The 21638-nt window shown below is 67.8% G+C and carries 19 protein-coding genes and 2 pseudogenes; 13 read left to right on the top strand and 8 right to left on the bottom strand.

Going from position 1 to position 21638, the window contains the following annotated elements:
* Nucleotides 1-63 precede the first annotated feature (63 nt).
* The 3 genes from AC6I65_RS02625 to AC6I65_RS02615 all read left to right on the top strand — a co-directional run bounded on the left by AC6I65_RS02625 (nt 64) and on the right by AC6I65_RS02615 (nt 2938).
* A complete protein-coding gene (locus tag AC6I65_RS02625) occupies nt 64-780 on the top strand; it encodes a DUF5828 family protein (protein ID WP_497902537.1) in 717 nt (238 codons plus the stop codon).
* Nucleotides 781-934: 154 nt separating this feature from the next.
* Nucleotides 935-2128, top strand: coding sequence for an inorganic phosphate transporter (locus tag AC6I65_RS02620; protein ID WP_497902536.1), 1194 nt, complete (start codon nt 935-937; stop codon nt 2126-2128).
* 48 nt (nt 2129-2176) lie between these two features.
* Nucleotides 2177-2938, top strand: a complete 762-nt coding sequence (locus AC6I65_RS02615) for a hypothetical protein (RefSeq protein ID WP_497902535.1) — start codon at nt 2177-2179, stop codon at nt 2936-2938.
* Nucleotides 2939-3126: 188 nt separating this feature from the next.
* On the opposite strand, the gene AC6I65_RS02610 is transcribed toward AC6I65_RS02615, so the two are convergent.
* Nucleotides 3127-4605, bottom strand: coding sequence for a hemolysin family protein (locus AC6I65_RS02610; protein WP_497902534.1), 1479 nt, complete (start codon nt 4603-4605; stop codon nt 3127-3129).
* A gap of 90 nt (nt 4606-4695) precedes the next feature.
* Here AC6I65_RS02610 and AC6I65_RS02605 point away from each other — a divergent pair, with 90 nt between their 5' ends.
* Together AC6I65_RS02605 and AC6I65_RS02600 are read left to right on the top strand one after the other, a co-directional pair.
* Nucleotides 4696-5001: a glutaredoxin family protein gene (locus AC6I65_RS02605; RefSeq protein WP_497902533.1), complete on the top strand. Its 306-nt coding sequence runs from the start codon at nt 4696-4698 to the stop codon at nt 4999-5001.
* A complete protein-coding gene (locus tag AC6I65_RS02600) occupies nt 5001-5516 on the top strand; it encodes a redoxin domain-containing protein (RefSeq protein WP_497902532.1) in 516 nt (171 codons plus the stop codon). The genes AC6I65_RS02605 and AC6I65_RS02600 overlap by 1 nt, the downstream gene beginning before the upstream one ends.
* 79 nt (nt 5517-5595) lie before the next feature.
* Here AC6I65_RS02600 and AC6I65_RS02595 read toward each other — a convergent pair whose 3' ends face one another.
* The 4 genes and pseudogenes from AC6I65_RS02595 to AC6I65_RS02580 all read right to left on the bottom strand — a co-directional run.
* A complete protein-coding gene (locus AC6I65_RS02595) occupies nt 5596-6414 on the bottom strand; it encodes a glycerophosphodiester phosphodiesterase (RefSeq protein ID WP_497902531.1) in 819 nt (272 codons plus the stop codon).
* Nucleotides 6415-6459: 45 nt separating this feature from the next.
* Complete coding sequence (locus AC6I65_RS02590; RefSeq protein WP_497902530.1) at nt 6460-7203, bottom strand: Sjogren's syndrome/scleroderma autoantigen 1 family protein; 744 nt, start codon at nt 7201-7203, stop codon at nt 6460-6462.
* An 85-nt stretch (nt 7204-7288) separates the two neighbouring features.
* Nucleotides 7289-7669 (bottom strand): annotated as a pseudogene (locus AC6I65_RS02585) (GNAT family N-acetyltransferase); the annotation flags it as partial.
* Nucleotides 7670-7774: 105 nt separating this feature from the next.
* A pseudogene (locus AC6I65_RS02580) lies at nt 7775-8212 on the bottom strand (TIGR00725 family protein); the annotation flags it as partial.
* A gap of 158 nt (nt 8213-8370) precedes the next feature.
* On the opposite strand from AC6I65_RS02580, the gene mdh reads away from it, so the two are divergent.
* Nucleotides 8371-9285, top strand: coding sequence for a malate dehydrogenase (mdh, locus tag AC6I65_RS02575; RefSeq protein WP_497902529.1), 915 nt, complete (start codon nt 8371-8373; stop codon nt 9283-9285).
* A gap of 157 nt (nt 9286-9442) precedes the next feature.
* On the opposite strand, the gene AC6I65_RS02570 is transcribed toward mdh, so the two are convergent.
* From AC6I65_RS02570 to AC6I65_RS02560, 3 genes are read right to left on the bottom strand one after another with little or no spacing between them, the layout of a single operon-like run.
* Nucleotides 9443-10834, bottom strand: coding sequence for a signal recognition particle protein Srp54 (locus AC6I65_RS02570; protein ID WP_497902528.1), 1392 nt, complete (start codon nt 10832-10834; stop codon nt 9443-9445).
* Between the two features lie 51 nt (nt 10835-10885).
* Nucleotides 10886-12013 (bottom strand): DUF8167 domain-containing protein, encoded by a 1128-nt coding sequence (locus AC6I65_RS02565; RefSeq protein ID WP_497902527.1) that lies wholly within the window; start codon nt 12011-12013, stop codon nt 10886-10888.
* Nucleotides 12010-13236, bottom strand: coding sequence for a DUF8167 domain-containing protein (locus AC6I65_RS02560; RefSeq protein WP_497902526.1), 1227 nt, complete (start codon nt 13234-13236; stop codon nt 12010-12012). Before AC6I65_RS02560 ends, AC6I65_RS02565 begins: the two co-directional genes overlap by 4 nt.
* An 86-nt stretch (nt 13237-13322) precedes the next feature.
* On the opposite strand from AC6I65_RS02560, the gene AC6I65_RS02555 reads away from it, so the two are divergent.
* The 7 genes from AC6I65_RS02555 (at nt 13323) to AC6I65_RS02525 (ending at nt 21557) form a co-directional block, all read left to right on the top strand.
* Nucleotides 13323-14414, top strand: coding sequence for an ATP-binding protein (locus tag AC6I65_RS02555; protein WP_497902525.1), 1092 nt, complete (start codon nt 13323-13325; stop codon nt 14412-14414).
* Between the two features lie 91 nt (nt 14415-14505).
* Nucleotides 14506-15180 (top strand): DUF7310 family coiled-coil domain-containing protein, encoded by a 675-nt coding sequence (locus AC6I65_RS02550; RefSeq protein WP_497902524.1) that lies wholly within the window; start codon nt 14506-14508, stop codon nt 15178-15180.
* The gene (locus AC6I65_RS02545; protein WP_497902523.1) at nt 15177-15638 is read left to right on the top strand and encodes a DUF7311 family protein; all 462 of its coding nucleotides are present in this window, start codon (nt 15177-15179) and stop codon (nt 15636-15638) included. The genes AC6I65_RS02550 and AC6I65_RS02545 overlap by 4 nt, the downstream gene beginning before the upstream one ends.
* 31 nt (nt 15639-15669) lie before the next feature.
* Complete coding sequence (locus AC6I65_RS02540; protein WP_497902522.1) at nt 15670-17616, top strand: ATPase, T2SS/T4P/T4SS family; 1947 nt, start codon at nt 15670-15672, stop codon at nt 17614-17616.
* A 2-nt stretch (nt 17617-17618) separates the two neighbouring features.
* Nucleotides 17619-19334 (top strand): secretion system protein, encoded by a 1716-nt coding sequence (locus AC6I65_RS02535; protein ID WP_497902521.1) that lies wholly within the window; start codon nt 17619-17621, stop codon nt 19332-19334.
* A gap of 154 nt (nt 19335-19488) precedes the next feature.
* Nucleotides 19489-20082, top strand: a complete 594-nt coding sequence (locus AC6I65_RS02530) for a DUF7283 family protein (RefSeq protein WP_497902520.1) — start codon at nt 19489-19491, stop codon at nt 20080-20082.
* 83 nt (nt 20083-20165) lie between these two features.
* Nucleotides 20166-21557 (top strand): DUF7125 family protein, encoded by a 1392-nt coding sequence (locus tag AC6I65_RS02525; RefSeq protein ID WP_497902519.1) that lies wholly within the window; start codon nt 20166-20168, stop codon nt 21555-21557.
* Nucleotides 21558-21638: the final 81 nt, after the last annotated feature.

Here is a 21638-nt window from a genome sequence, read left to right as displayed (position 1 = left end):
AAGACCCCACACTAGCCGGCGGCGAAGTTTATAACCGAGCGGGACATAGGACCGCTCGACCGAATGGAAGAGAGTATTTCGGGATTCAAAGTCCGTGGTGACTGGGGCGACGTCGTCGAGCACGGCGAGCGAATCACCCAGGCGCTCCGCGAAACGGGCGTCGACGATCCCGACCTCGACGCTGGCGTGCGGTTCGCGCGCGCGTTCAACGAATGGGACGAGTGGCGACCCAAGGCCCACGAGCGCCTCGAGACCGAGGTCAGCGAGAAGACGGCTGAGCAGGCCAGCGTCGAGGAGGGCAAGGGCGAAAAGGCGGGCAAAAATCCCGACGAGGACCTGAAAACGGCCGGCGAGAAGCTGTCCGCCTCCTACGAGGCCCTCGAGGCCGACGAGGCCGACGAGGCCGTCGATAGCTGGCGGGAGTCAGTCGATTACGTCGCGCGCGCAGCCGACACCGCCGGTCGAAAGGCGATTCGACGGGTCGAGGACACCGTCTACCAGAAGGTGATGACCCAGCTCGCGCCGTACTACTTCGACAACGAACTCGTCAGTGCGAACATCCAGCAGAGTGGCCGGGGCAATGCCGATCGGTTCGTCTTCGAGGTGAACGTCAACGACGACGTCCTCAAGTCTGACGTCTCGGAGCGACTCGCCGAGTACGAGGACGAGGTCGACCGCTGGCACGTCGAAACCGAGAAGGACACGGAACGAGCCGAGGCCGTCGAGGGCGTCGAGCCGCCACCGGAGCCCAGCGACGGGTCGCGGTCGACGACGAACTGACGGCGGCGCATTCCCTCCCCTCCACCATCCGGCAATTATCCGATAAGTAGCGATCGCTGACCGACCACGAGGTGCCCACGAACGGCCTCGAGCCGCGTCCGGCGACGCCGCTGGGTCGGCACACACTTGTACCGGTTGGCCGAATAGCGAACGAATGGTCGAGATCGCGACCCTCCTGACCTTCGCCCTCGCCGCCCTCGCTAGCCTCTTCATGGCCTGGGCGATCGGTGCTGGCTCGAGCGGCTCCACCCCGTTCGCCCCGGCCGTTGGTGCGAACGCCATCTCGGTGATGCGCGCGGGATTTCTGGTCGGAATACTCGGGTTCGCCGGTGCCGTCTTGCAGGGAGCGAACGTCTCCGAGGCGGTCGGTGCGGAACTCATCGACGGCGTCGTCCTCTCGCCGGCCGCCGCGACCATCGGGCTGTCGATCGCCGCCGTCCTGGTCGCCATTGGCGTCTTCGCGGGCTACCCAATAGCGACGGCGTTCACGGTGACGGGATCGATCATCGGCGTCGGTCTCGCGATGGGCGGGGCGCCGGCCTGGCCCAAATATCAGGAGATCGCCGCGCTGTGGCTGCTCACGCCCTTCGTCGGCGGCGGGATCGCGTACCTGATCGCCCGATTGCTCCGGGACGAACCCGTCTCCGAGCGAACGCTCATCGTCGGTCTCGCCGGCGTCGTCGGTGTTCTCCTCGCGAACATCGAGTTCGCCGCCCTCGGTGGGGCTGGCGAGAGCGCGTCGCTGGCGCTCGCAGCGGGTGACGCCGTTCCCGGCCCCGCGCTCGCCGGACCCATTGCCGTGACTGCCCTCGTCGCTCTCTTCTGGGCGCTCCTCTTCTGGATCGACACGCGCGAGGCGATCGAACGCGGCGAGCGACACTTCCTGCTCGTCCTCGGGGGACTGGTCGCATTTTCGGCGGGCGGCAGTCAGGTCGGCCTCGCCATCGGCCCCCTGCTCCCCCTCTCGGGCGACCTCGAGATTCCCCTCACGGCGCTGCTGGTCGGGGGCGGCGTCGGCCTCCTAGTCGGCTCCTGGACGGGCGCTCCGCGGATGATCAAGGCGATTTCGCAGGACTACTCCTCGCTCGGGCCCCGCCGGTCGATCGCCGCGCTCATCCCCTCGTTCGCCATCGCCCAGACGGCCGTGCTCTACGGCATCCCCGTCTCGTTCAACGAGATTATCGTCAGCGCCATCATCGGCAGTGGCTACGCCGCCTCGAGCGCCGACGGTGGCGGGGTGAGCGCCCGAAAGATGGGATTGACCGTGCTGGCGTGGGTGCTCTCGCTGGCCGGGTCGATCGTCCTCTCGTACGCGGGCTTTCGACTCGTCGACTGGGTCATCCTGTAACCGGCCGCGGATCGAACGGATTTTGGTCGCCCGGGCCCGACGTCGAGTATGGCAGACGCCCAGCCGATCCAGTGGCGGCGGGACGCGACGACCTCGCGCGCGGTGCGAGCGCTCTGGGCGTTCGGCGTCGGGACGTTCTTCGCCGTCATCTCGATCGTCGCCGTCTGGCGGGTATTCGACCTGCTCGGACAGGCCGGGTCGACCATCCTGTCGACGACCGTCGCCGGTACCGGATTCGAGCTGACGAGCGCACAGGCCGTCCTCGTCGCCGCCCTCCTCGGCGTCGCCGCGTCGATTCTCGCCCTCGCCGCCAGCACCCACACGCAGGCTCACCTCGAGCGACTCTCCGCAGGCCTCCCGCTTCCGGTGTCGACCTCCGACGAGCGTGGCCTCCAGCGAGCGATGGACGCGGCCCTCGGCACGCTCGCCATGGTCGGCGTCGTCGGCGCGTTGATGCTCGCCGGCCGTCTCGTCTCCCAGGGCGACGTACTCGCCGTCGGGGCCGGCCCGTTCACGTTTCTCGCCGCGTTCACGCTCCCGCTCGCACTGATCGCACTCGTCGGCTCCTCATTCCTGCGCTCCGTGGGGACCATCGACGCCGACGAGGGCGTTATCTACCTCCACGACCCCGAAGAACGGATCGCCCTCGAGCACCTCGAGGGTGCGTCCGTGCGAACAGTAGGTGACACCGCGATCGTCACCCTCGAGTACGCTACCCCCGGCGGCCAGTACGTGCCCGGCCCGCGGCGACTGGTCGTTCCGCCGGTCGTGGCGCGGGAACTCGAGGGGCTGGTCGGGCGGTCACGGTAGCGCGAGATCGTTTCGGTGTTCGGGCGTCTCTCCTCAACGTCCCGGCGCTCGAGTGGGACTCGTCATTTTGGCGTTCGAGTGCGCCTCCGCACGACGCTCGAGTGTGCCTCCCCACGTTTCGGCGTTCGAATCTGCTTCCCCACGACAGAACAGGCCGCTTCGCGGGTCGGGTCCGTCGGTCGGACCGGTCACTCGTCTTCGATTGGTACGCTCTCGTCCGTGTCCGCGTCTCCGTTCTCGTTCCCATTTCCGTTTCTGTCGTCGCCGTCACTGTCGTCGCGAGGCGTACCCTCGTCCCCTTCCACATCGACCGTTTCTCCGTCCTCTTCGAGGCCCAGTTTCTCGAGTCGGGCCTTCATGATCCGGGTGTTTTCGACCTCTTCGACGGTAATCTCGACGCCGCCGTCGTCGTCGTACATGATGGTTTCGCCCTCCTCGACCAGTCGCCCGGCACGGTTGAAGATGAACCCCGCGATGGTCTCGAACTCCTCGCCCTCCGGGAGTTCGATGCCGAGGGCCTCGTTGACCTCCTCGATGTTGACCTCGCCGCGGACGACGACGGTGTCCTCGTCGACCTCCTCGACCGGCTCCTCCTCGCCACCCTCGAGGATCTCGCCGACGATCTCTTCGACCATGTCCTCCATCGTCACCAGTCCCTCGGTGGTGCCGAACTCGTCGATGACGATGGCCATGTGCATCCGGTTTTCGCGCATCTCGCCCAGCAGTTCGTCGACGTTCTTCGACTCCGGGACGTGCAACGTCGGGCGAATAACGTCGTCCATCGTGAGGTCCGTCGACTCGCCGTAGTTCAGATCCCGGACGAGGTCCCGGATGTGAACGACGCCCTGAACGTTGTCTAGGCTGCCCTCGTAGACCGGGATCCGGGCGTGGCCGCTCTGGATGCTGGTCTCGATGGCCTCGTCGATGCCGGCGTCTCGCGGTACAGCCGTCATGTCGAGTCGGGGCGTCATCACCTCCTTGACGATGGTGTTGTTGAACCGGAAGATGCGAGTGAGCATCTCGTGTTCTTCCTCCTCTAAGACGCCCTCGCGCTCGCCAGATTCGATCATCTCCTGAATCTCGTCGCGGGTGACGTAGGGCGTCTCGATGGCGCCGGTCGCCGAGCCGGTCAGGCGGTTGATCTGGCGGGTGAGGTAATCGAAGAGGACGACGAGCGGATAGAGCAGGTACTCGGTCGCCTTGAGCGGTTTCGCCGTTCGAACGGACCAGGTCTCGGTGTGCTCGACAGCGTAGGACTTGGGGGCGCTTTCCCCGAACAGGAGGACGATGGCAGTGATACCGAACGTCGCGATCAACACGCCCACGAGGCCACCGAAGTGGATGGACAGGACGGCCGTCGCGATAGAGGACATGGCGATATTGGCCACGTTGTTGCCGACCAGAATAGTTACGAGCAACCGATGCGGGTCCGATTTGAGCGCCTGGACGCGCTCTGCGCCGGGAACGCCCTCCTCGACCATCCCCTCGACGCGGTGTTTCGGCAGGGAGAACATCGCGATCTCTGAGGAGGAGAAGAAGGCGGAGAGCCCGATGAGCAAGATCACGGTGACCGCACCGAGGATCGTCACGATCGATTCGTCCATCTCCAGCCCCAGTCCTGGGACCGTGTACGCGAACACGACCGCTTCGAACAGCGAATACACCATTAACTCCCTGTCTGTTATCACCGGACTGATTAACGTTTTACCCTTTTGAGCCCCGACACCGTTTTTGCACTCGTCTCCCAATCGGGAGTTATGTCAGCACCGACCGACTCGCCGCGGACGCTGTACCGACTGCAAGGGTGTCCCTACTGCGAGCGAGTCGTCTCGCGGCTCCAGGCGTACGGCCTCGAGTACCGATCGCGCTTCGTCGAACCGATGCACTCGCACCGGAACGCGGTCAAGCGCGAGGCCGGGGTCCGGTCGGTTCCCGTCCTCATCGACGAGGAAACCGGGGTCACGATGGCCGAGAGTGCGAACATCGTCGACTACCTGGATTCGGTTTACGGCGACGGCGCTGCAGGTGCTGCGGGCGCTGCGGGAGACCGGGGTGACGACTAGTGGTCGACTTCGACGTCGTCGACCTCGGGCCGACCGATCACCCCGAAACGGGAACGACGGCGCCGGAGTTCACCCGACCGCTCGTCTCGAGGGAGTTCTGGGAGGATCGGTCGCTGGCCGACCTCGCGGCCGCCGAGGACGGCAACGGCCTTATCCTAGTGTTCACCCCCATGATCGGCTCGTTCGTCGCCCAGTACGTCTGGACGGAACTCGCCGAACGAGGCTGGAACGAGCGCGCCCGCGTCGTCGGCGTCTCCACCGCAAATCCCTACGGCGTCGCTTCCTTTCTCAGGGAGCGCGACCTGCCGTTCGAAATCGTCGCCGATCCGGGCAACGACGTCGCCGAAGACTACGGAATCGCCCACGACCTGGACGGCATGGCTGGCCTCAGCGAGCCGCGAGTCGCCTTCTTCGCCGTGGACGCGGGCCTGACGGTGACGGGGTCGTGGGTCGCCACCGAGTGGCCGGAGTTCCCCGACTACGACGCGCTCGAGGAGACGCTTGGGCTCGAGTAGCCGACAGGCGTCTTAGAAACCGGGCTGGCACGAACGCTCGAGCGTCCGCTCCTGCTCCTGTTTCTGCTCCTGCACCCGCTCACCGCGAGTCGAGACCCGGATAGTCCACGATGATCCCGTCGACACCGACCGCTCGTAACTGGTCGAACTGGACCCAGGTGTCGACCGTCCAGACGTTGATCGCTCGTCCCTCGTCGCGAGCGACATCGAGCAGGTCGACTGTCGGCGCTTCCGAGACGCCGGCGTACGGTTCCGTCGAGAGCGCCGTCCCGGCAACCGCGTTTCGCGGCGGATGGATCGCCTCGCTGTCGTACTCGCGAGCGATCCCGAGCCCCGTCTCGAGGTCGTCCGCAACGAGCGTTCCGATGGGATACTCGGGTGCGACGTTCCGGGTAGCCGCGAGCGCGCCAGCACAGAACGACGAGAAGAGCACATCGCCGTCGAAGCTGTCACAGACATCGACGACGCGCTCGACGAACGGCTCCCAGATCTCCCGGCGTTCGGCGCGCACACTCGGTGACAGCGACTCCCCCGGACGGATCGACGGCGTCCCCGGATTCTTGAGTTCGACGTTGACGCCGACGCCGGGGTCGACGACCTCGAGGAACGTCTCGAGCGTCGGGACCGTCTCATCTGTCCCCAGAATCCGGGCGTTCGAGAGGTCCTCGAGGCTAGTCTCCCACACCAGCCCCTCGGAATCGGTGAGCGGACGCCCGTCGCGGGTTCCCTCGAGTCGATCGTCGTGAATCACGACCGGCGTCCCGCAGGCGGCGGGCTGGACGTCGATCTCGATCATGTCCGTCGAGGGGTGCTCGCTGGCGACTCGAGCCGCCTCGATCGTGTTCTCGGGGGTGATTCCGGCGAATCCGCGGTGGGCGATGACCGCTGGCTCGGGCATGGCTGGCAGGATGGCCGGCGGTGAGTTGTAGGTTCCGAGTCCGAACTACTCGCGAAGCGTCACCAGCGTCGCTGCCGCCTCGTGGGCCGCCTCGAGACACGCCTTCGCGTACCGCGGATCGTCGGCCTCAGCGGCCGCCCGCGAGAATCGCTCGAGCGCAGTCACGAGCGCGTCGGTTCCGGCCTCGAGGTCGCTGCCGACGTTGACACTCGACCCGGAGCTAGAACCGCTCGATGGAACGGCCGACGGCGCTCGGCTGGTTCCGGGGGTGTCGGGGGTATCGGGAGCATCAGCGGGCCCGGAGGTATCGGACGTCTCTCGAGGGGTCCCCGATCCCGGCCCCTCGTTCACCGTACTGGACGTGGCGCGGGTTTCGGGCGTCGCCGCCAATCGGTCTACGTCGGCGTCGGCAGCACCGACGCTCGAGGCCGCGTGCTCGGGGTCGTTCGCGGCTTCCGTCTCCTCAGCAGGTGCCTCGCTCTCGCTCGAGGGGTGCTCGTCCACTCTCGTCCCCCTGGACGACCCCCCTGCCGTAGCGGGATCCTCGTCGCCAGCACCGTCGTCGACCGACGCCTCGACGCCCTCCGGTCCGCCGTGGCAGCTCGGGCAGAAGGTCGTCCCCTGGTAGCGAAAGAGGGGGTCGCCGCAGACGTCACAGTGGGTGTTGGTCATCGTCGCTCCCTTGAGCAGGAGGTCGCTCATCCGCTGGGTCGCCTCGCGGTCGGCCTCGTCGCGCTCGTACTTCTTTCGAAGCTTCTCGCGTTCGGCTTCCTTGTCGAAGTCGCTCATATCCGGTGTATGGGGGGCAAACGTCGAAAAAGCTACGGACTGACGCGGGCTGGCACCGGACTCGAGGCTGGCTCTGCCTGCCCACTCACTCGACCCGGCGATACATTCCCTTCGAGGCCGGACGGGTTTCCTCGAAACCGAATCGCTCGTAGAACCCGTCGATATCGGCCATCAGGTTGACGTAAGCCGACTCGGGTGCCGTCTCCTCAATGTAGGCCCACAGTCGGTCCATGATGTGTGTGCCGAGTCCCCGTCCCTGGTGGTCCGGGTGGACGGCCATGTCTGAAATGTGATAAACCGCCCCGTCGTCGCCAACGATGCGTCCCATGCCGACTGGTTCGCCCGAGGGGTCGTGGATCACGTGCACCGCGAACACCGAATTCGGGAGTCCGCGCTCGACCGCCTCGAGCGACCGCGGGGCCATGTCCGCGGCTTCCCGGAGGGCGACGAACGCTTCGGGGCTCGGCGGCCGGGGGACGAGGGTGTACGGCCCCGGGAGGTCGGCTTCGACTCCCTCGGGCCCTTCGTCCCTCTCGACTCCTTCGGCCGCCGAGTCAGTCGTCTCGCCGAGCACCGCTCGTTCGACGGCGTCGACGGCCGCCTTCGGCGACTCGACGGTCTCGAGGCCAGGAACGTCGTGGGTCTCCAGTCCCACGACCGGGCGACCGTATACGAGGGCGAAACCGATCTCCGAGAGGGTTCCGGGGCCGCCAGAGAGCGCGACAACCGCGTCCCCGTTCAGCGGAACGAGCGCGTTCCGGGCGTGACCCATTCCAGTCGCGATCACCGTCTCGACGTGCGGATTTGCGTCCGCGCGCTCGCTCGAGGGCAGGATGCCAATCGTCTCGCCGCCGGCCTTGCGTGCCCCGCGGCAGACTGCCTCCATCGTCCCGCCCCGGCCGCCGCAGACGACCGTGTGCCCGCGTCGGCCCAGTTCGCGACCGACCACGGCCGCTCGCTCGGTCTCCTCGTCCGTGATCGACCCGCCGCCGACGACGCTGACGCGCATGCTCGAGGGAGGGGTTCGAGCGACCAAGGCTGGTTCGGTTCCCGTCGAGACGGGTGACTCGATCGCGTCCACCTACGGATCGTCTTATCGCCCGGACCGTGCTGCGAACCCGTCTTTCCGACGGATTTAACGCCCTGGCAGGAGACGGTGAACGTGGTATGACAAAAGTGAGCGTGGTCGGCGCGGCCGGCACCGTCGGGGCCGCGGCGGGCTACAACATCGCACTGCGCGGGATCGCTGACGAACTCGTCTTCGTCGATATTCCGGACAAGGAAGACGACACGGTCGGCCAGGCGGCCGACGTCAACCACGGCGTCGCCTACGACTCGAACACGGTCGTCCGCCAGGGTGGTTACGAGGACACCGCAGGGTCGGACGTCGTCGTCATCACGGCCGGGATTCCGCGCCAACCGGGCCAGACCCGGATCGACCTCGCAGGGGACAACGCCCCGATCATGGAGGACATCGGCTCCTCGCTCGCCGAGCACAACGACGACTTCGTGACGATCACCACCTCGAACCCGGTCGACCTGCTGAACCGGCACCTCTACGAGACGGGTGACCGACGCCGGGAGCAGGTGATCGGCTTCGGCGGCCGCCTCGACTCTGCCCGGTTCCGGTACGTCCTCTCCCAGCGCTACGACGTCCCCGTCCAGAACGTCCAGGCGACGATTCTCGGCGAACACGGCGACGCGCAGGTTCCCGTGTTTTCGAAAGTACGCGTCGACGGCGAGGACCGCACCTTCGACGACGACGAGAAGGAGGAGATCCTGAACGAACTCCAGACCTCCGCGATGAACGTCATCGAGAAGAAAGGCGCCACCGAGTGGGGTCCCGCCGCCGGCGTCGCCCACATGGTCGAGGCCGTCCTCCGTGACACCGGCGAAGTGCTGCCCGCCAGCGTCGTCCTCGAGGGCGAGTTCGGCCACGAAGACACCGCCTTCGGCGTCCCCGTGAAGCTCGGCTCGAACGGCGTCGAAGAGATCGTCGAGTGGGACCTCTCGGCCTACGAGCGCGAACAGCTGGGGGAGGCTGCCGAGAAGCTCACCGATCAGTACGGGAAGGTCGCCTGAAACGGGCTCGAATCGCGTTCTGACGGCGAATCTCGAGTTTGGATTAGATAGCTGATAGCGACAGGAGTGGAATCCGACTCGAGGAGCGAAAGAAGGGAACGATCAGCGTCTCCGCGAGAGCCGAACTAGCCGTCCTCGAGAAATCGCAACTGGCGTCTCAGAACGGGCCGCCGCCACCCATCCCGCCCATTCCGCCGCCGCCCTGCTGTTGCATCTGCTGCATCATCCGCTGCATCTCCTTGTCCGATCCCATCCCCTGGAACTGCTTGAGGGTGCGTTCCATCATCTTGAACTGCTGGAGGAGTTCCCGAACGCTCTCCTCCGAGGTCCCGGAACCGCGAGCGATCCGGCGAATCTGGTCGGCACCGATCGCCCGCGGGTACTCCTTCTCGGCGTCGGTCATCGAGTCCATGATGACCTCGAACGTCCGCATCCGGTCCTGAGTGACGTCCATCGCGTCGTCGGGCAACTGGTCCTTGATCCCGCCGCCGAAGCCGGGAATCATGTCGAGCACCTGATCGAGGGGCCCCATGTTGTTCATCGCCTCCATCTGCTTTTGCATGTCGTTGAGGGTGAACTGCCCCTGGAGCATATCCTCGGGGTCCCAGTCGTCTTCCTCTTCGCCGGTATGCTCCATCGCGCGCTCGACGCGCTCGGCGAGCTGGGCGAGGTCGCCCATCCCCAGAAGTCGGGAGATGAACCCGTTGGGCTCGAAGCGCTCGATGTCCTGGACCTCCTCGCCGGTCCCGAGGAAGGCGATGGAGGAGTCGGTCTGATCGACCGCCGTCAGCGCGCCACCACCCTTCGCCGTCCCGTCGAGTTTGGTGATGACGACGCCGTCGATGCCCACGGACTCGTCGAACTGCTGGGCCTGGTCTTTCGCGCCCTGACCGATCGCCGCGTCGAGCACTAGCAGGCCGACATCGGGGTCGACCACGTCCTCGATGTCCTCGATCTCGTCGATCAGGTCGTCCTCCAGGGCGTGGCGACCCGCCGTGTCGACGATGTGGACGTCTGCCTCGCTCGTCGCCTCGAGGCCGTCGCGCGCGATCTGGACCGGGTCGTCGCCGTCGGGGTCGCCGTAGAAGTCGACCTCCGCGCGCCGGCACATCTCTTTGGCCTGTTCGTAGGCACCGGGCCGGAACGTGTCGGTCTGGATCACGGCGGGCCGGAGCCCCTTCGTCGAGAACCACCACGCCATCTTCGCGGACGTGGTCGTCTTCCCCGACCCCTGGAGCCCCGCCAGCAGGATGGTCTGTTCCTCGAGCGGGAGGTCAGTCGACTCGCCGATGAGATCGACCAGTTCCTCGTAGACGATGCGGAGGACGAAGTCGCGAGCGGGCGTCCCCGCGGGTGGCTCCTCCTCGAGCGCGCGGGTCTTGATGTTGTCCGAAAGCTCCATCACGAGGGAGACATCGACGTCGGCCGACAGCAGCGACCGCTGGATCTCCTTGACGACCTCCTCGACGTCCTCCTCGGAGATGCGCGACTTGCCGCGGAGTTTGTCGAGGGTGCCTCGGAGGGAACTTCCGAGATCGTCGAGTACCATTTGCATGCTGATAGGCGACGATGCGGTTAAAGTCTTGTCCGTTGACCCCAGTCACAGCGCCGCCAGTTCGTCAGGCGCACCAAAGACGTGAACCCGGTCGCCCGCGCGAATAGGTTCGCGACCTGCCGGGAACGAATGGAGGCCGCCGTCGCGTTCGATCACAAGAACGGTTCCCGGAACCCACTCGACGAACTCGCCCTCGAGATCGCCCCCGACCTCGACCGTTCGCGTCGAAATCATCTCCGGTGCACGCTGAATACGCCGAACCAGTTCTCGTCCGTCGCCGGGTTCCGCGGCCCGGATAGCGAGCCGGTAGCGGTGCTCGTCCTCGAGCTCCGCCGTCACACCGACCTCGGCGAAGACCGTCGCAGTCGGGCCATCGACCCCGCACAGGACGCCCGTCGCGACGAGGCGGCCGTCTTCGTCCCGGATCTCGAGCGGATCGCCGTCGCTCGCCGCGTCGGGAACGTCGCTGTCGATCGCGATCGCCTCCATCCCCGGCGGGATCGTCGGACTTCGGCCCGAGTGGAGACGACCGACGGCAAGCGAGTCGATCGACCCGTGCGGCCCCACCTCGAGTACCGTTCGGTCGACGTCGAAATCCGCCTCGAGTCGGTCGCGAAGCCGTCGCTCGAGCCCCGATTCCGAGAGGTCGCGAGGAACGGTCAGTCGTCGATCGGCCAGCCGGCGTTTCGTCCCCTCGGGGACGGGACGGTACCCCTCGAGGTCGCCAATCGTGTCGGGAAGCGTCAGCGAGGCGGTTACTCCCGCCGAACGGACGAGTCCCGCCGCGATACTATCACCCTCGACTCGGCGAATGTCGAACACCGCACAGGCGAGATGGTCGCCGACGGAACGGCCGCCAGCGGTGACGAGCAGGGTGCCCGCGAACACGCCGAGTAAGTAGCTGCTACTGGCGTACCCGACCAGCGGTGCCGGCTCGACGAACGCACCGCGGACGACCGCCTGGACGAGGAGGACGGACGCCGGGACGGCCGAGCCCGCGACGATCGCCGCGCCCGTCGACAGCGCCCGGCCCGTCGCCCAGCGAGTGACGAACGCGGCGCCCATCGCCACGACGCCGGCCAGGACGGCGAACCCGAGGACGGACAGCACCGCAGTGTGCGTCCACTGGGAGACCAGTGCGAGCGGCGCGCTCGAGGGGAAGGCGAGCGTCACTGGACCGCCTCCGCGAAACCCCCGGTTGGTGGGTTCGATTCGTTTCGACCGCACTGTCGAGACCGGTGATTGTCCTCATCGACCGCCGAGAGCGCCGACGGGGAGAGCGCGTTCACCCGGCGTTCGTCGCCCACGACGAACACCTCGTCGCACGGTGCGAGTGCCGAGCAATCGGGCTCGAACTGCCACGTCGCACCGTCGTCGCCCTCGAGACGTGCCGCGAACGGCCTGACGTCGTCTGCGGCGTCGAGTTCGGCGAGCAGGTCGGCGTCGAGGACCACCCGTCGAGCGCCGGTGCCCGCTCGCTCCAGGAGCGACCAGGTTTCGAACGCCTGGGAGCGTCCGTCCGGGACGACGACGAGACGTGCCCGGTCTGTCGCAAGGGCGTCTCCAGCGTCGCTCGTCCGAACGGCAACCGTCACGCTGGCGACGCCATCGGACGCCGTCGCGCGCGTCGATTCGAGTCCGTCGTCGAGGCAGGGTACGTCGACGACCGACCCGAGCACGGACGCCGATTCCGTCTCGACGCGCACCCGGTCACCCGCCGCGAGTCCGTCCGGGATGCGGGCCGTGAGAGACACGGCACGAAACCCCGGTCGAAGCCGATTCGAGACGCCATTTCTGGGTGATGCTGCGCCGACAGACGCCCGGCCGCGAGCGTCGATCGAAACGCGAACGGCCGTCAATTCGTAGGCCGTCCGCAACCGATCCTCGAGGCGCGACTCGAGCGCCGGAAGCGGTAGATCCGCCGGCAGTCGCCAGGAACCGGCCTCGAGTCGGCGGCGTCGCTGGCGGTCGAGCGGTGGGTAGCCCTCGAGGCCTGCGACGTTCATCGCGATGACGGTAACTTGCCCCGTCGCGTCGACGTCGTCGAGGGCGTCGCTCGAGAGTGTCGGTTCGCGGACGAGCGAGCGGGTCGTCCATCGCGGAACCGTCGCCGCGAATCGGTCGGCGACGGTCGCGGCGTAGACCCCCAGTACCACGGCGACGGTCGCCGAGAGGACGAGCCTGAAACCGCCGCCACCGGCCGCCTCGAGGAGGTCCAGGTGCCAGGAGACGGCGAGCGTAGCGAGGAAAGCGGTTACGACGACCGCCGCTCGCGAGAGCGTGCTGTCGAACGCAGATCGGTAGCAAGTAGCAGCCACCGCGAAGACGGGGGCGACGGCGAGTCCGATCAACAGACCGTAGGCGAGACCCGCGAGGGCATCGACTGGAATCGACATGGCCGCCGTTTGCTGCGCCATCCGACTTATACTCTCGACGGCCGGCAGGCGAGAGTTTATATCGGAGGGCGAGCCCACAACGGGCCGTGACGTTCGTTATCGGACGCGACGATGGAAGGGGCGGCGATAGGGGCGACGGCGGCCACGGCGACGATGATAACGGCGGCAGCCGGCCAACCGCGAACTTCGGCACGTACCGCGCCCGCGATGGGAGCCCCGGCGCGGCGCTGTCCTTGGACCTCGACGGCCCACACGCGGTGTCCATCGTCGGCAAACGCGGCTACGGCAAGTCCTACACGCTCGGCGTCGTCGCCGAGGAACTCGCCCGCGCTCGCGGCGTCTCGCCAGTGGTCGTCGACCCGATGGGCGTCTTTGGATCGCTCGCGGACCCTGCAGACGGTGCGCCCGTTCCGGCCACCGTCGTCGACCGGCCGACCGTCGATCCGTCGTCGCTCGACCCGAAATCGTGGTGTGCCCTCGTCGGCCTCTCGCCCGAAAGCGGCGCCGGCAGCCTCCTCTGGCGAGCGGCCCAGCGCGAATCGACGCTCGAGGCGATGGCCGAGCGGATCGAAGCCGCGGACACCCCGCGGGCCGACAGACGGGCGGCGAGCAACCACCTCGAGCTCGCCGACGCCTGGGGCGTCTTCGATGCCGATGGACTCACTGCTGCCGATCTGGCGGGCCCGGACGCGACCGTTCTCGACGTCTCCGGACTGGCCGATGCGCCGATGAACGCCGTGGTCAGGGGCGTCGCCGAGGCGCTCTATCGGGCCCGGGTCGACGGGACGATCGATCGCTTGCCCTGGCTGCTGCTCGACGAGGCCCACACGTTCTTCGACGGCGTCGCCCGGCCCGCCCTCGAGACAATCCTCACTCGCGGTCGAGCCCCCGGGGTCAGTCTCGTGGCGGCCACCCAGCGTCCGAGCGCCGTTCCCGCCGTGGGCATCTCCCAGTCCGATATCGTCGTCTCCCATCGATTGACGGCGAGGGCCGACCTCGAGGCGCTCGAGACGGCACGGCCGGCGTACGTGAGCGGATCGCTGGCCGATCGGCTGCCCGAGCGACCGGGAGAAGTCGTCGTGATCGACGACGCGACGGAGACGATACACGTCGCACAGGTTCGTCGCCGGGAGACGCCCCACGGTGGGGACAGTCCCCGCGCGAGCGAAATGATATAAATTCCATAGTGTTAACTATATATTTTATATTATTGACGGCAAGTTGCCTCGAGGCCGAGAGTTTAAGTACGATACCCGGACCAACGGCGGCATGACCGACACCGAGCGACTCGAGCGACGACTGGCCGGCGTAGAACGGGCGCTGCTCGAGGACGAACGGCCGTTCGACGACCTCGCCGAGGTCGCCGCACTCGGCACGGACGTCGCGGAGTTCGAAGACCGACTCGAGGCCCACGACCGGCGAATCGCCGAGGTCGAGGGCTCGGTGCAAGCGACGAGCGGATTCGTCGACAACGTCCGCCACGTCAACGACGACGTCGAGCGACGAGCGAACGTCGCACTGGCGGCCGTCGATCGGCTCGAGCGCCGGCTAGACGACCTCGAGACGCGGATCGAGGCGTCGCCGCCGGAACCCGATCAGCCAGGGGAGGAGTGCGTCTCCGGTAGCGCGGCGCCCGTGAGCGAACGAGGGAGTGGACTCGAGGAACGAACGGGTGTGCCCGATTCCCGCGGCGCTCCCCGGTCGGTCGACGCGAGCGAAACGAGTGACGGACTCAGCGACCCGGCGGCGGCTGACCGAACCGTCGCAGCGATATTCGAGGGTGACGGTACGGACGCGGAATCGACGACGCCGGCAGACGGGGCGGGGGACAGAGGGGACGAGTACGACGGCGAACGTGAACGCGAACGCAAACACGAGCACGGCGGCGACTCGAGTTCGAACTCGCCGACCGTCCTCGAGCGCCTCGCCGCGCACCTCCCGTGATCCGCGTCGTCCTGGCCGCGTTGCTCGCCGTCGCACTGCTGGCGATGGCGGTGCCCGCGCTCGAGCACGCTGCCGCCGAGAACACCGACCGACACGCCAGGACTGCATTGACCGATCTCACCGAGGCAGCGAGTTCGCTCGCACGCGAGGAAGAAGTTCCGCCACCAGGACACCCGTCGCCGCAACGAACGGTCACGGTCGCGCTTCCGCCGGACGCGGCGGCGGCACATCCGTTGTCGGCGTTCGAAATAGAGCGACTGGACCGGGACTCGAGCGTGGCCCGGTACCGATTCGAGGACAGAGCGGTGCGAACGCACGTCATCGACGTCCCAATCGTCGCCGATGCGGCTGGCTCGAATCGCCCGGTGAGGCTCCAGGGAACCGGCGAGCGAACCCTTCGGCTGACGCTCGAGACCGACGACTGCGGACAACCGGTCATCGTCGCCACTCGTGTGTGAGTTTAAGTCGGATTGCGCGGCAACCGCCGGTATGACACGGGATGGATCGGTACTCGAGGCCGCGCTCGAGGCAGTCGGCTTCGGTTCGGCTGGTGAATCCGACGAGACAGCGACCGGGGGCTGTCGGTGCTCGCTCGCGTTCGACGGCGACACGCTCACCGCCGACGCCACCAACTGCGACTGCGACGGCAGACTCGCGAGTGCCCCCGCGTGTCGGCGTACGGTGATCGAGCGCCTCGAGACGCGAGCGGCCGACTCGGTGGTCGTCCGATCCGGTGGGAACGTCTATCGGTACGGATCGGAGGTTTCGGCGTTGCTGTCGGGAGCCGGTCGGTTCGCTCGGGCTGCCGACACGCGGGACCACCATCTCGCTGAGACCGTGCGAACGGACCCGCTGGCTGTCGCGGCCGAACTCCAAACTCGTACTGGACCGGTCGCCGACCTCGGGGCGAGTTCCGGGTTGCTCGAGTCGGCGCGGAACGTCGACACGTACGAGGATGGGTTCGTTCCGTCGGTGGGCGTCTCGTTCGGCCACTACACCGTCGACCCGACGCTCGGCGAAGGGTGCCGGCTACGGGACGTTCGGTCTCTCGAGACCGGAAGTGAGGCGCGAATCTACGATCGAAACGACAGCGTGCCCCTGTACGCCCTCGAGGTGGTCGAAACGACCCTCCCGGCCTCAGCAATGGCGCTCCTCGTCGAGGGGTACGAGGCCATCGCCGAGGGGACCGTCGACGGCGACCGCGCTCCCGAGCGCGCGATCGAGCGGTGTTCGGAGGGAGTTGCCGATCCATTCCTGGCCTCGATTCTTGAGAGACACACTGCCGGCTACGGCGTACTCGAGGACCTGTTCGCGGATTCCCGGATCAGCGACGTGTACGTGACGGCGCCAGTCGAGGAGAACCCCCTGCGGGTCGTCTGTGACGGGGAGACCATGGCGACGAACCTCTCGCTCGTGCCAGCGGGAGCCGCGGCGCTCGCCTCGCGCGTTCGGCGCACGAGCGGACGGGCCTTCTCGAGGGCGAACCCGACGGTCGACGCCACCGTCGACCTCGAGAACGGCGTGGGCGTCCGTATCGCCGGCGTGAACGAACCGGTATCCCGGGGCGTCGCGTTCGCGTTCCGCGAGCGGGCCGACGATCGGTTCACCGTTCCGGGACTCGTCGAGAACGGGACCGTGATCCCGGAGGCGGCGGCGTTTCTCTCGGTCGCCGTCGAACGCAACGCGGCGGCGTTGATCGCTGGCACTCGAGGCGCGGGGAAGACGACGCTGCTGGGAACGTTGCTGTACGAACTGGCCCCCGACACGCGGACGGTCGTAATCGAGGACACGCCCGAACTGCCGGTTCGCTCCCTCCAGTCGGTCGACCGGGACGTCCAGGCGCTCCGAACGGGCCGAGGGGACGGACCGGAGATTACCCCTGCGGCGGCGCTCCGGACTGCGCTCCGCCTCGGCGACGGGGCGCTCGTCGTCGGCGAGATTCGTGGCGAGGAGGCCCGCGTGCTGTACGAGGCGATGCGCGTCGGGGCGAACGCGAACGCCGTGCTCGGAACCATCCACGGTGACGGCGCGGCGGACGTCTACGAGCGCGTCGTCTCCGACCTCGGCGTCGAGCCCTCCTCGTTCGCCGCGACGGATCTGGTCGTCACGGTCCAAGCCTACCGGACGCCGTCGGGGAAACGTCGTCGCCTCGCCCGCGTCGAGGAGGTCGTCGGCTCCGGGACGGAGGTGCGGTTCGAACCGCTGTACGAACTCGACGGCGAGCACGCGCGTGCGACCGGTCGCATCGACCGTGGGGAGAGTCACCTCGTCGACCGACTCGCCGGACCGACCGAAACCTACGCTGACGTCCGGGCGGCGATCGACGAGCGAACGCGACGACTGCGAACGCTCGCCGCCGAAGGACGGACGAGTCCCGCGGACGTCACGGCCGCCTACGCGACGGACCGACTGCACGCACGTCGCTCGAGGCCGTAACGATGGGGCGAGTCGACGCGCTGATCGTCGCGCTCGCGCGGTGGTATCCGTACCCCGTCACCTACGGAGACGACCTGGCCGACGCGCTGTCGTTCCTCGAGTCACCGCACAGCCCGGAGACCGTCGTTCGGGCGGGCTACGTCGCCGGCGTGGTCACCGCCTGCGTTCTCCTCGCGTTGTTTCTCACGCAACTCCCCACGTTCGCGGTCCCAGTCGTGATACTCGCTGCGGCGCTGAGCGTCGTCCACGGGGTACACACGGCGCCGGCCGTTCGCGCCGCCATCGCGCGGACAGAGGCGCTCGGAGAGACGCCGTCGCTGATCGGACGGGCCGTGCTTCGCATGCAGATCCAGCCCTCCGTCGAGAGCGCCGTCCGCTTCGCCGCCGACACCGGACGCGGGCCGCTCTCGTCCAGCCTGTCGAGACACGTCGCTCGAGCCAGCGGGCACCCCCGGTCCGGGCTGTTGACGTTCGCCGAGGAGTGGACGACGCGATTTCCGGCGCTTCGCCGATCGGCATACCTGCTCGCGACGGCCCAGGACGCGCCCGACGGCGAGCGCGGACGGACGCTCGACCGTGCACTCGCCGCCATCCTGACCGGGACGCGCGAACAGATGGCCGAGTTCACGAACGCGATTCGCGGCCCGACGACCGCACTGTACGCGTTCGGCGTCTTGCTCCCGCTGGCGCTGGTCGCGCTCGTCCCCGCCGCGGCCATCGTCGGCTACGCCGTGACCATCTGGCCGTTCGTCGCGGTCTACAACTTGTTGCTCCCCGTCGGCCTCCTCGCGGCGAGCGTCTGGTTGCTCACGCGACGGCCGGTCGCGTTCCCGCCGCCGACGGTGCCGCCCGACCACCCGGACGTTCCGGATCGGCTGTGGCTTCGATTCACCTGGGGCGTCGCCGCCGGGGCGGTGGCGTTCGTCGTCACTTTCCTGTTCGGTCCGTCGTATCTCGCCCCGATAGCCGGACTCGGCGTCGGTGGCGGCGTCGCACTCCTCGCGCTCTTCCACCCGATCCTGGCCGTCCGAAATCACGTCCGCGACGTCGAAGCTCACCTCGTGGACGCGCTCTACCTGGTCGGTCGGCAGGTGTCGGACGGCCACGCCGTGGAGTCCGCGGTCGCGCTCGCCGCCGACCGGGTTCCGGCCGAAACTGGTGACGTGTTCGAGCGCGCGGCGGGCGTCCAGCGTCGATTGCAGCTCTCGGTCGAGGCGGCGTTTCTCGGCGAGTATGGTGCTCTCCGAGCGATTCCCAGCCCTCGAGCCCGGAGCATGGCGCGCCTGCTCGCCATTGCCGCCGAAGAGGGCCGACCCGCCGGGCGTGCGGTCGTCGCGATGGCCGACCACCTTGAGGAACTTCAGGAACTCGAGCGGGAGACCCGTCGCCAGCTAGCGGCGGTGACGGGCACCCTCGAGAACACGGCGTCGTTCTTCGGACCGCTGGTCGCCGGGTCGACGGTCGCGCTGGCCGGGTTGATGGCCGAGCACGTTCTCGAGGGCGACGACCTGGCCGAGTCGATGCTGGCGGTCGAGGATCTGGGGGTCGTCGTCGGTGTCTACGTCCTGACGCTCTGTCTCGTGTTGACGCCGCTGTCGCTGGCGCTCCGTCACGGTCTCGACCGGGCACTGATCGGGTACTACGCGGGCCGATCGCTCGTGATCGCCACGCCGGTGTACGTTGCGACGGTCTGGCTGGTCGGGGCGATGATTCACTGATCCGGTGTCTCGAGCGAATGCCGCGGACGGGCGACTCGAGCAGGCATCTCGAGAAACGGGTGCCTCGAGCGAGTGACTCGTCGAGTGGCTCGAAGAACGGGTGTCCCCCGCAGCCGTGAATGCGTTTACGTACGAAGGAGGGACGAACGCCGGCATGGACTGGGATGCACCCCTCGATGCCTGGTACGTCTGGATGGCCGTCGCACTCGTGAGCCTCGCGGTCGCCGGCGTGGCCCTCGCCGTTCCGACGGGACCGCCGCCGGACGCGAACGGCGCGGCGAACGCGATCGACCGGATCGCCGCGAGCCCCTACCAGGCGAGTGGTTCGTACGCCCACGACGGCGACGAGGTTCGAGTGACCGCGCGAACGATCGAGTTGCGCAACCGCCACGGAACGAGCCACGCGACGGTGTCGTTCGGCACGGTGGTCCCCGCGAGCGGCGTCCGGGGTCTCGAGAACGTTACCTACGGAGCGGCGTACGAAAACGAGTACGACGAACCGTACGTCCCTCCCGAGTATCGCTTTCTCGAGGCCGTCGACGACGCCGCCAGCGCGTCGCCGGAGTGGCGACCGGCGACCGGAGACGTGGTCGTGAGGCGAGTCACCCTTGACTCGCGACTGCTCGAGATCCTCGACCGGGTCTCAGTCGGCCCGGTCGACGGGCCGGAGGCGGTGACCTCGGAGTGGCAGGGCGTTCAGTACGATCGCTCCAGCGGGGAGTTCTACGTCGTGCTGGTCGCTGCGTGAGCGCTCTCGAGGCGCCCGTGGTTCCACCGGTGGTCCCGACCGTCGTCCGTACATTCAAGACCCATGACGCGGCCAACCCCGGCATGACGATCGTTGCGATCGCCGGCGTGAAGGGTGGCTGTGGAAAGACGACGACGACCCTCGGGCTGGCCGAGGCGGTGGGACGGACGGGGGCGACCGCCCTCGCCGTCGACGCCGACAGGCAGCTTCCGAACCTGCACGTGATGGCGGGAACCGACCGAATGCCGACGCTCGAGGCCGTCTGTGCCAACGATGGGGAGCCAGGTGCGAATGCAGATGCGAGGCCGGATGTGGACGGGGACGGAAGCGCGAATACAGCCCCATTCACCGTCGCCCAGCGAAGTCCGCGCGCGGGAAACGTCGGTATCGTCTCGGCGCCGCCGACGGATGCGGCCGTCGACCTCGAGTCAGCGATCGGCCGCCTGGACGGCGGCGGGTCGGGAACGGTGTTCGTCGACTGTCCGTCGGGCGCCGGTCCCGAACTGGTCGATCCGCTGTCGGCGGCCGACGGCGTCGTCGTGGTGACGACGGGGACCGAGCGAAGCGTCGTCGCGGCGGAGACGACCGTCGACGTCGCTCGTCGACTCGACGTTCCGATCCTGGGCGTCGTCTGCACCCGGTGTGACGCCGTTCCGTCGGGGCTCGAGGCCCGTCTCGGCGTCGAAGCGCTGGGGGCCATTCCCGAGGTGGAGGCGTCCTCACCGTTGACCGCGGATGCGGCCACCGACGCGTTCGACCGCGTCGCCGACCGACTCGAGCGAGTCGGGGTGACGACTGCTGGAAACGCCGACCGTGGACGACTCTCGTTCGGCGTCGACGGGGTCGACCGTGCGCTCGGCGGTGGCGTTCCGGCCGGATCGGTCGTGACGCTGACGGCGCCGCCTGCGAGTCAGGTCGAACACCTCCTCTACGGGGTTACCGCCGTTCGCGGCACGCTGTACCTCGCGACGGATCGTTCGAAGGCGCAACTCGAGCGGGCGATTCAGGCGACGCCTCGCCGGACCGGAACGCCGACGATTCGTTCGCTCGTGGGCGAGCACGTCGAAGCCGAGGGCGACCTGGACCGGGTCCTCGAGTTGCTGGAGAAACTACCGGAGGGGGCGACGGTGATCGTCGACGTCGTGGACGCCCTCGAGCAAGCGGACCGACGGCCCTACCGCGAGTTCCTCTCGTCGGTTGCCGAACGAGTGGTCGAGACAGAGAGCGTGGTCGTCCTGTACGGTCTTCGTGACGGCCACGAGCCACGGAACCGGCGGCTGACGGTACAGGTTTCAGACGTGGTGCTCGAGGTCCCGTCGCCGAATCGTGGTGGTGCCGTAGGAACCGATCCACGGGTACGGGTCAGCAAGTGTCGCTTCGGGCGTACGATTCCCGAACCCGCCACCGGTGAACGGGGGTCGCTCGAAGAGCCGACGCCGGCTGGAAACGAGGGTGAACCTGTCGAGTCGAACTGACTCGAGGACGGGTGATCCGGTGACTCGAGCGGTGCCGGTGTCGTCGGTCGAGTTCAGGCGGTATCGGCGATTCCAGGCGGT

It is taken from the genome of Natronosalvus sp. KLKA75 (assembly GCF_059736265.1).
The sequence above is the reverse complement of the archived record's forward strand: the minus strand, read 5'-3'. Positions and strand labels throughout refer to the sequence as shown.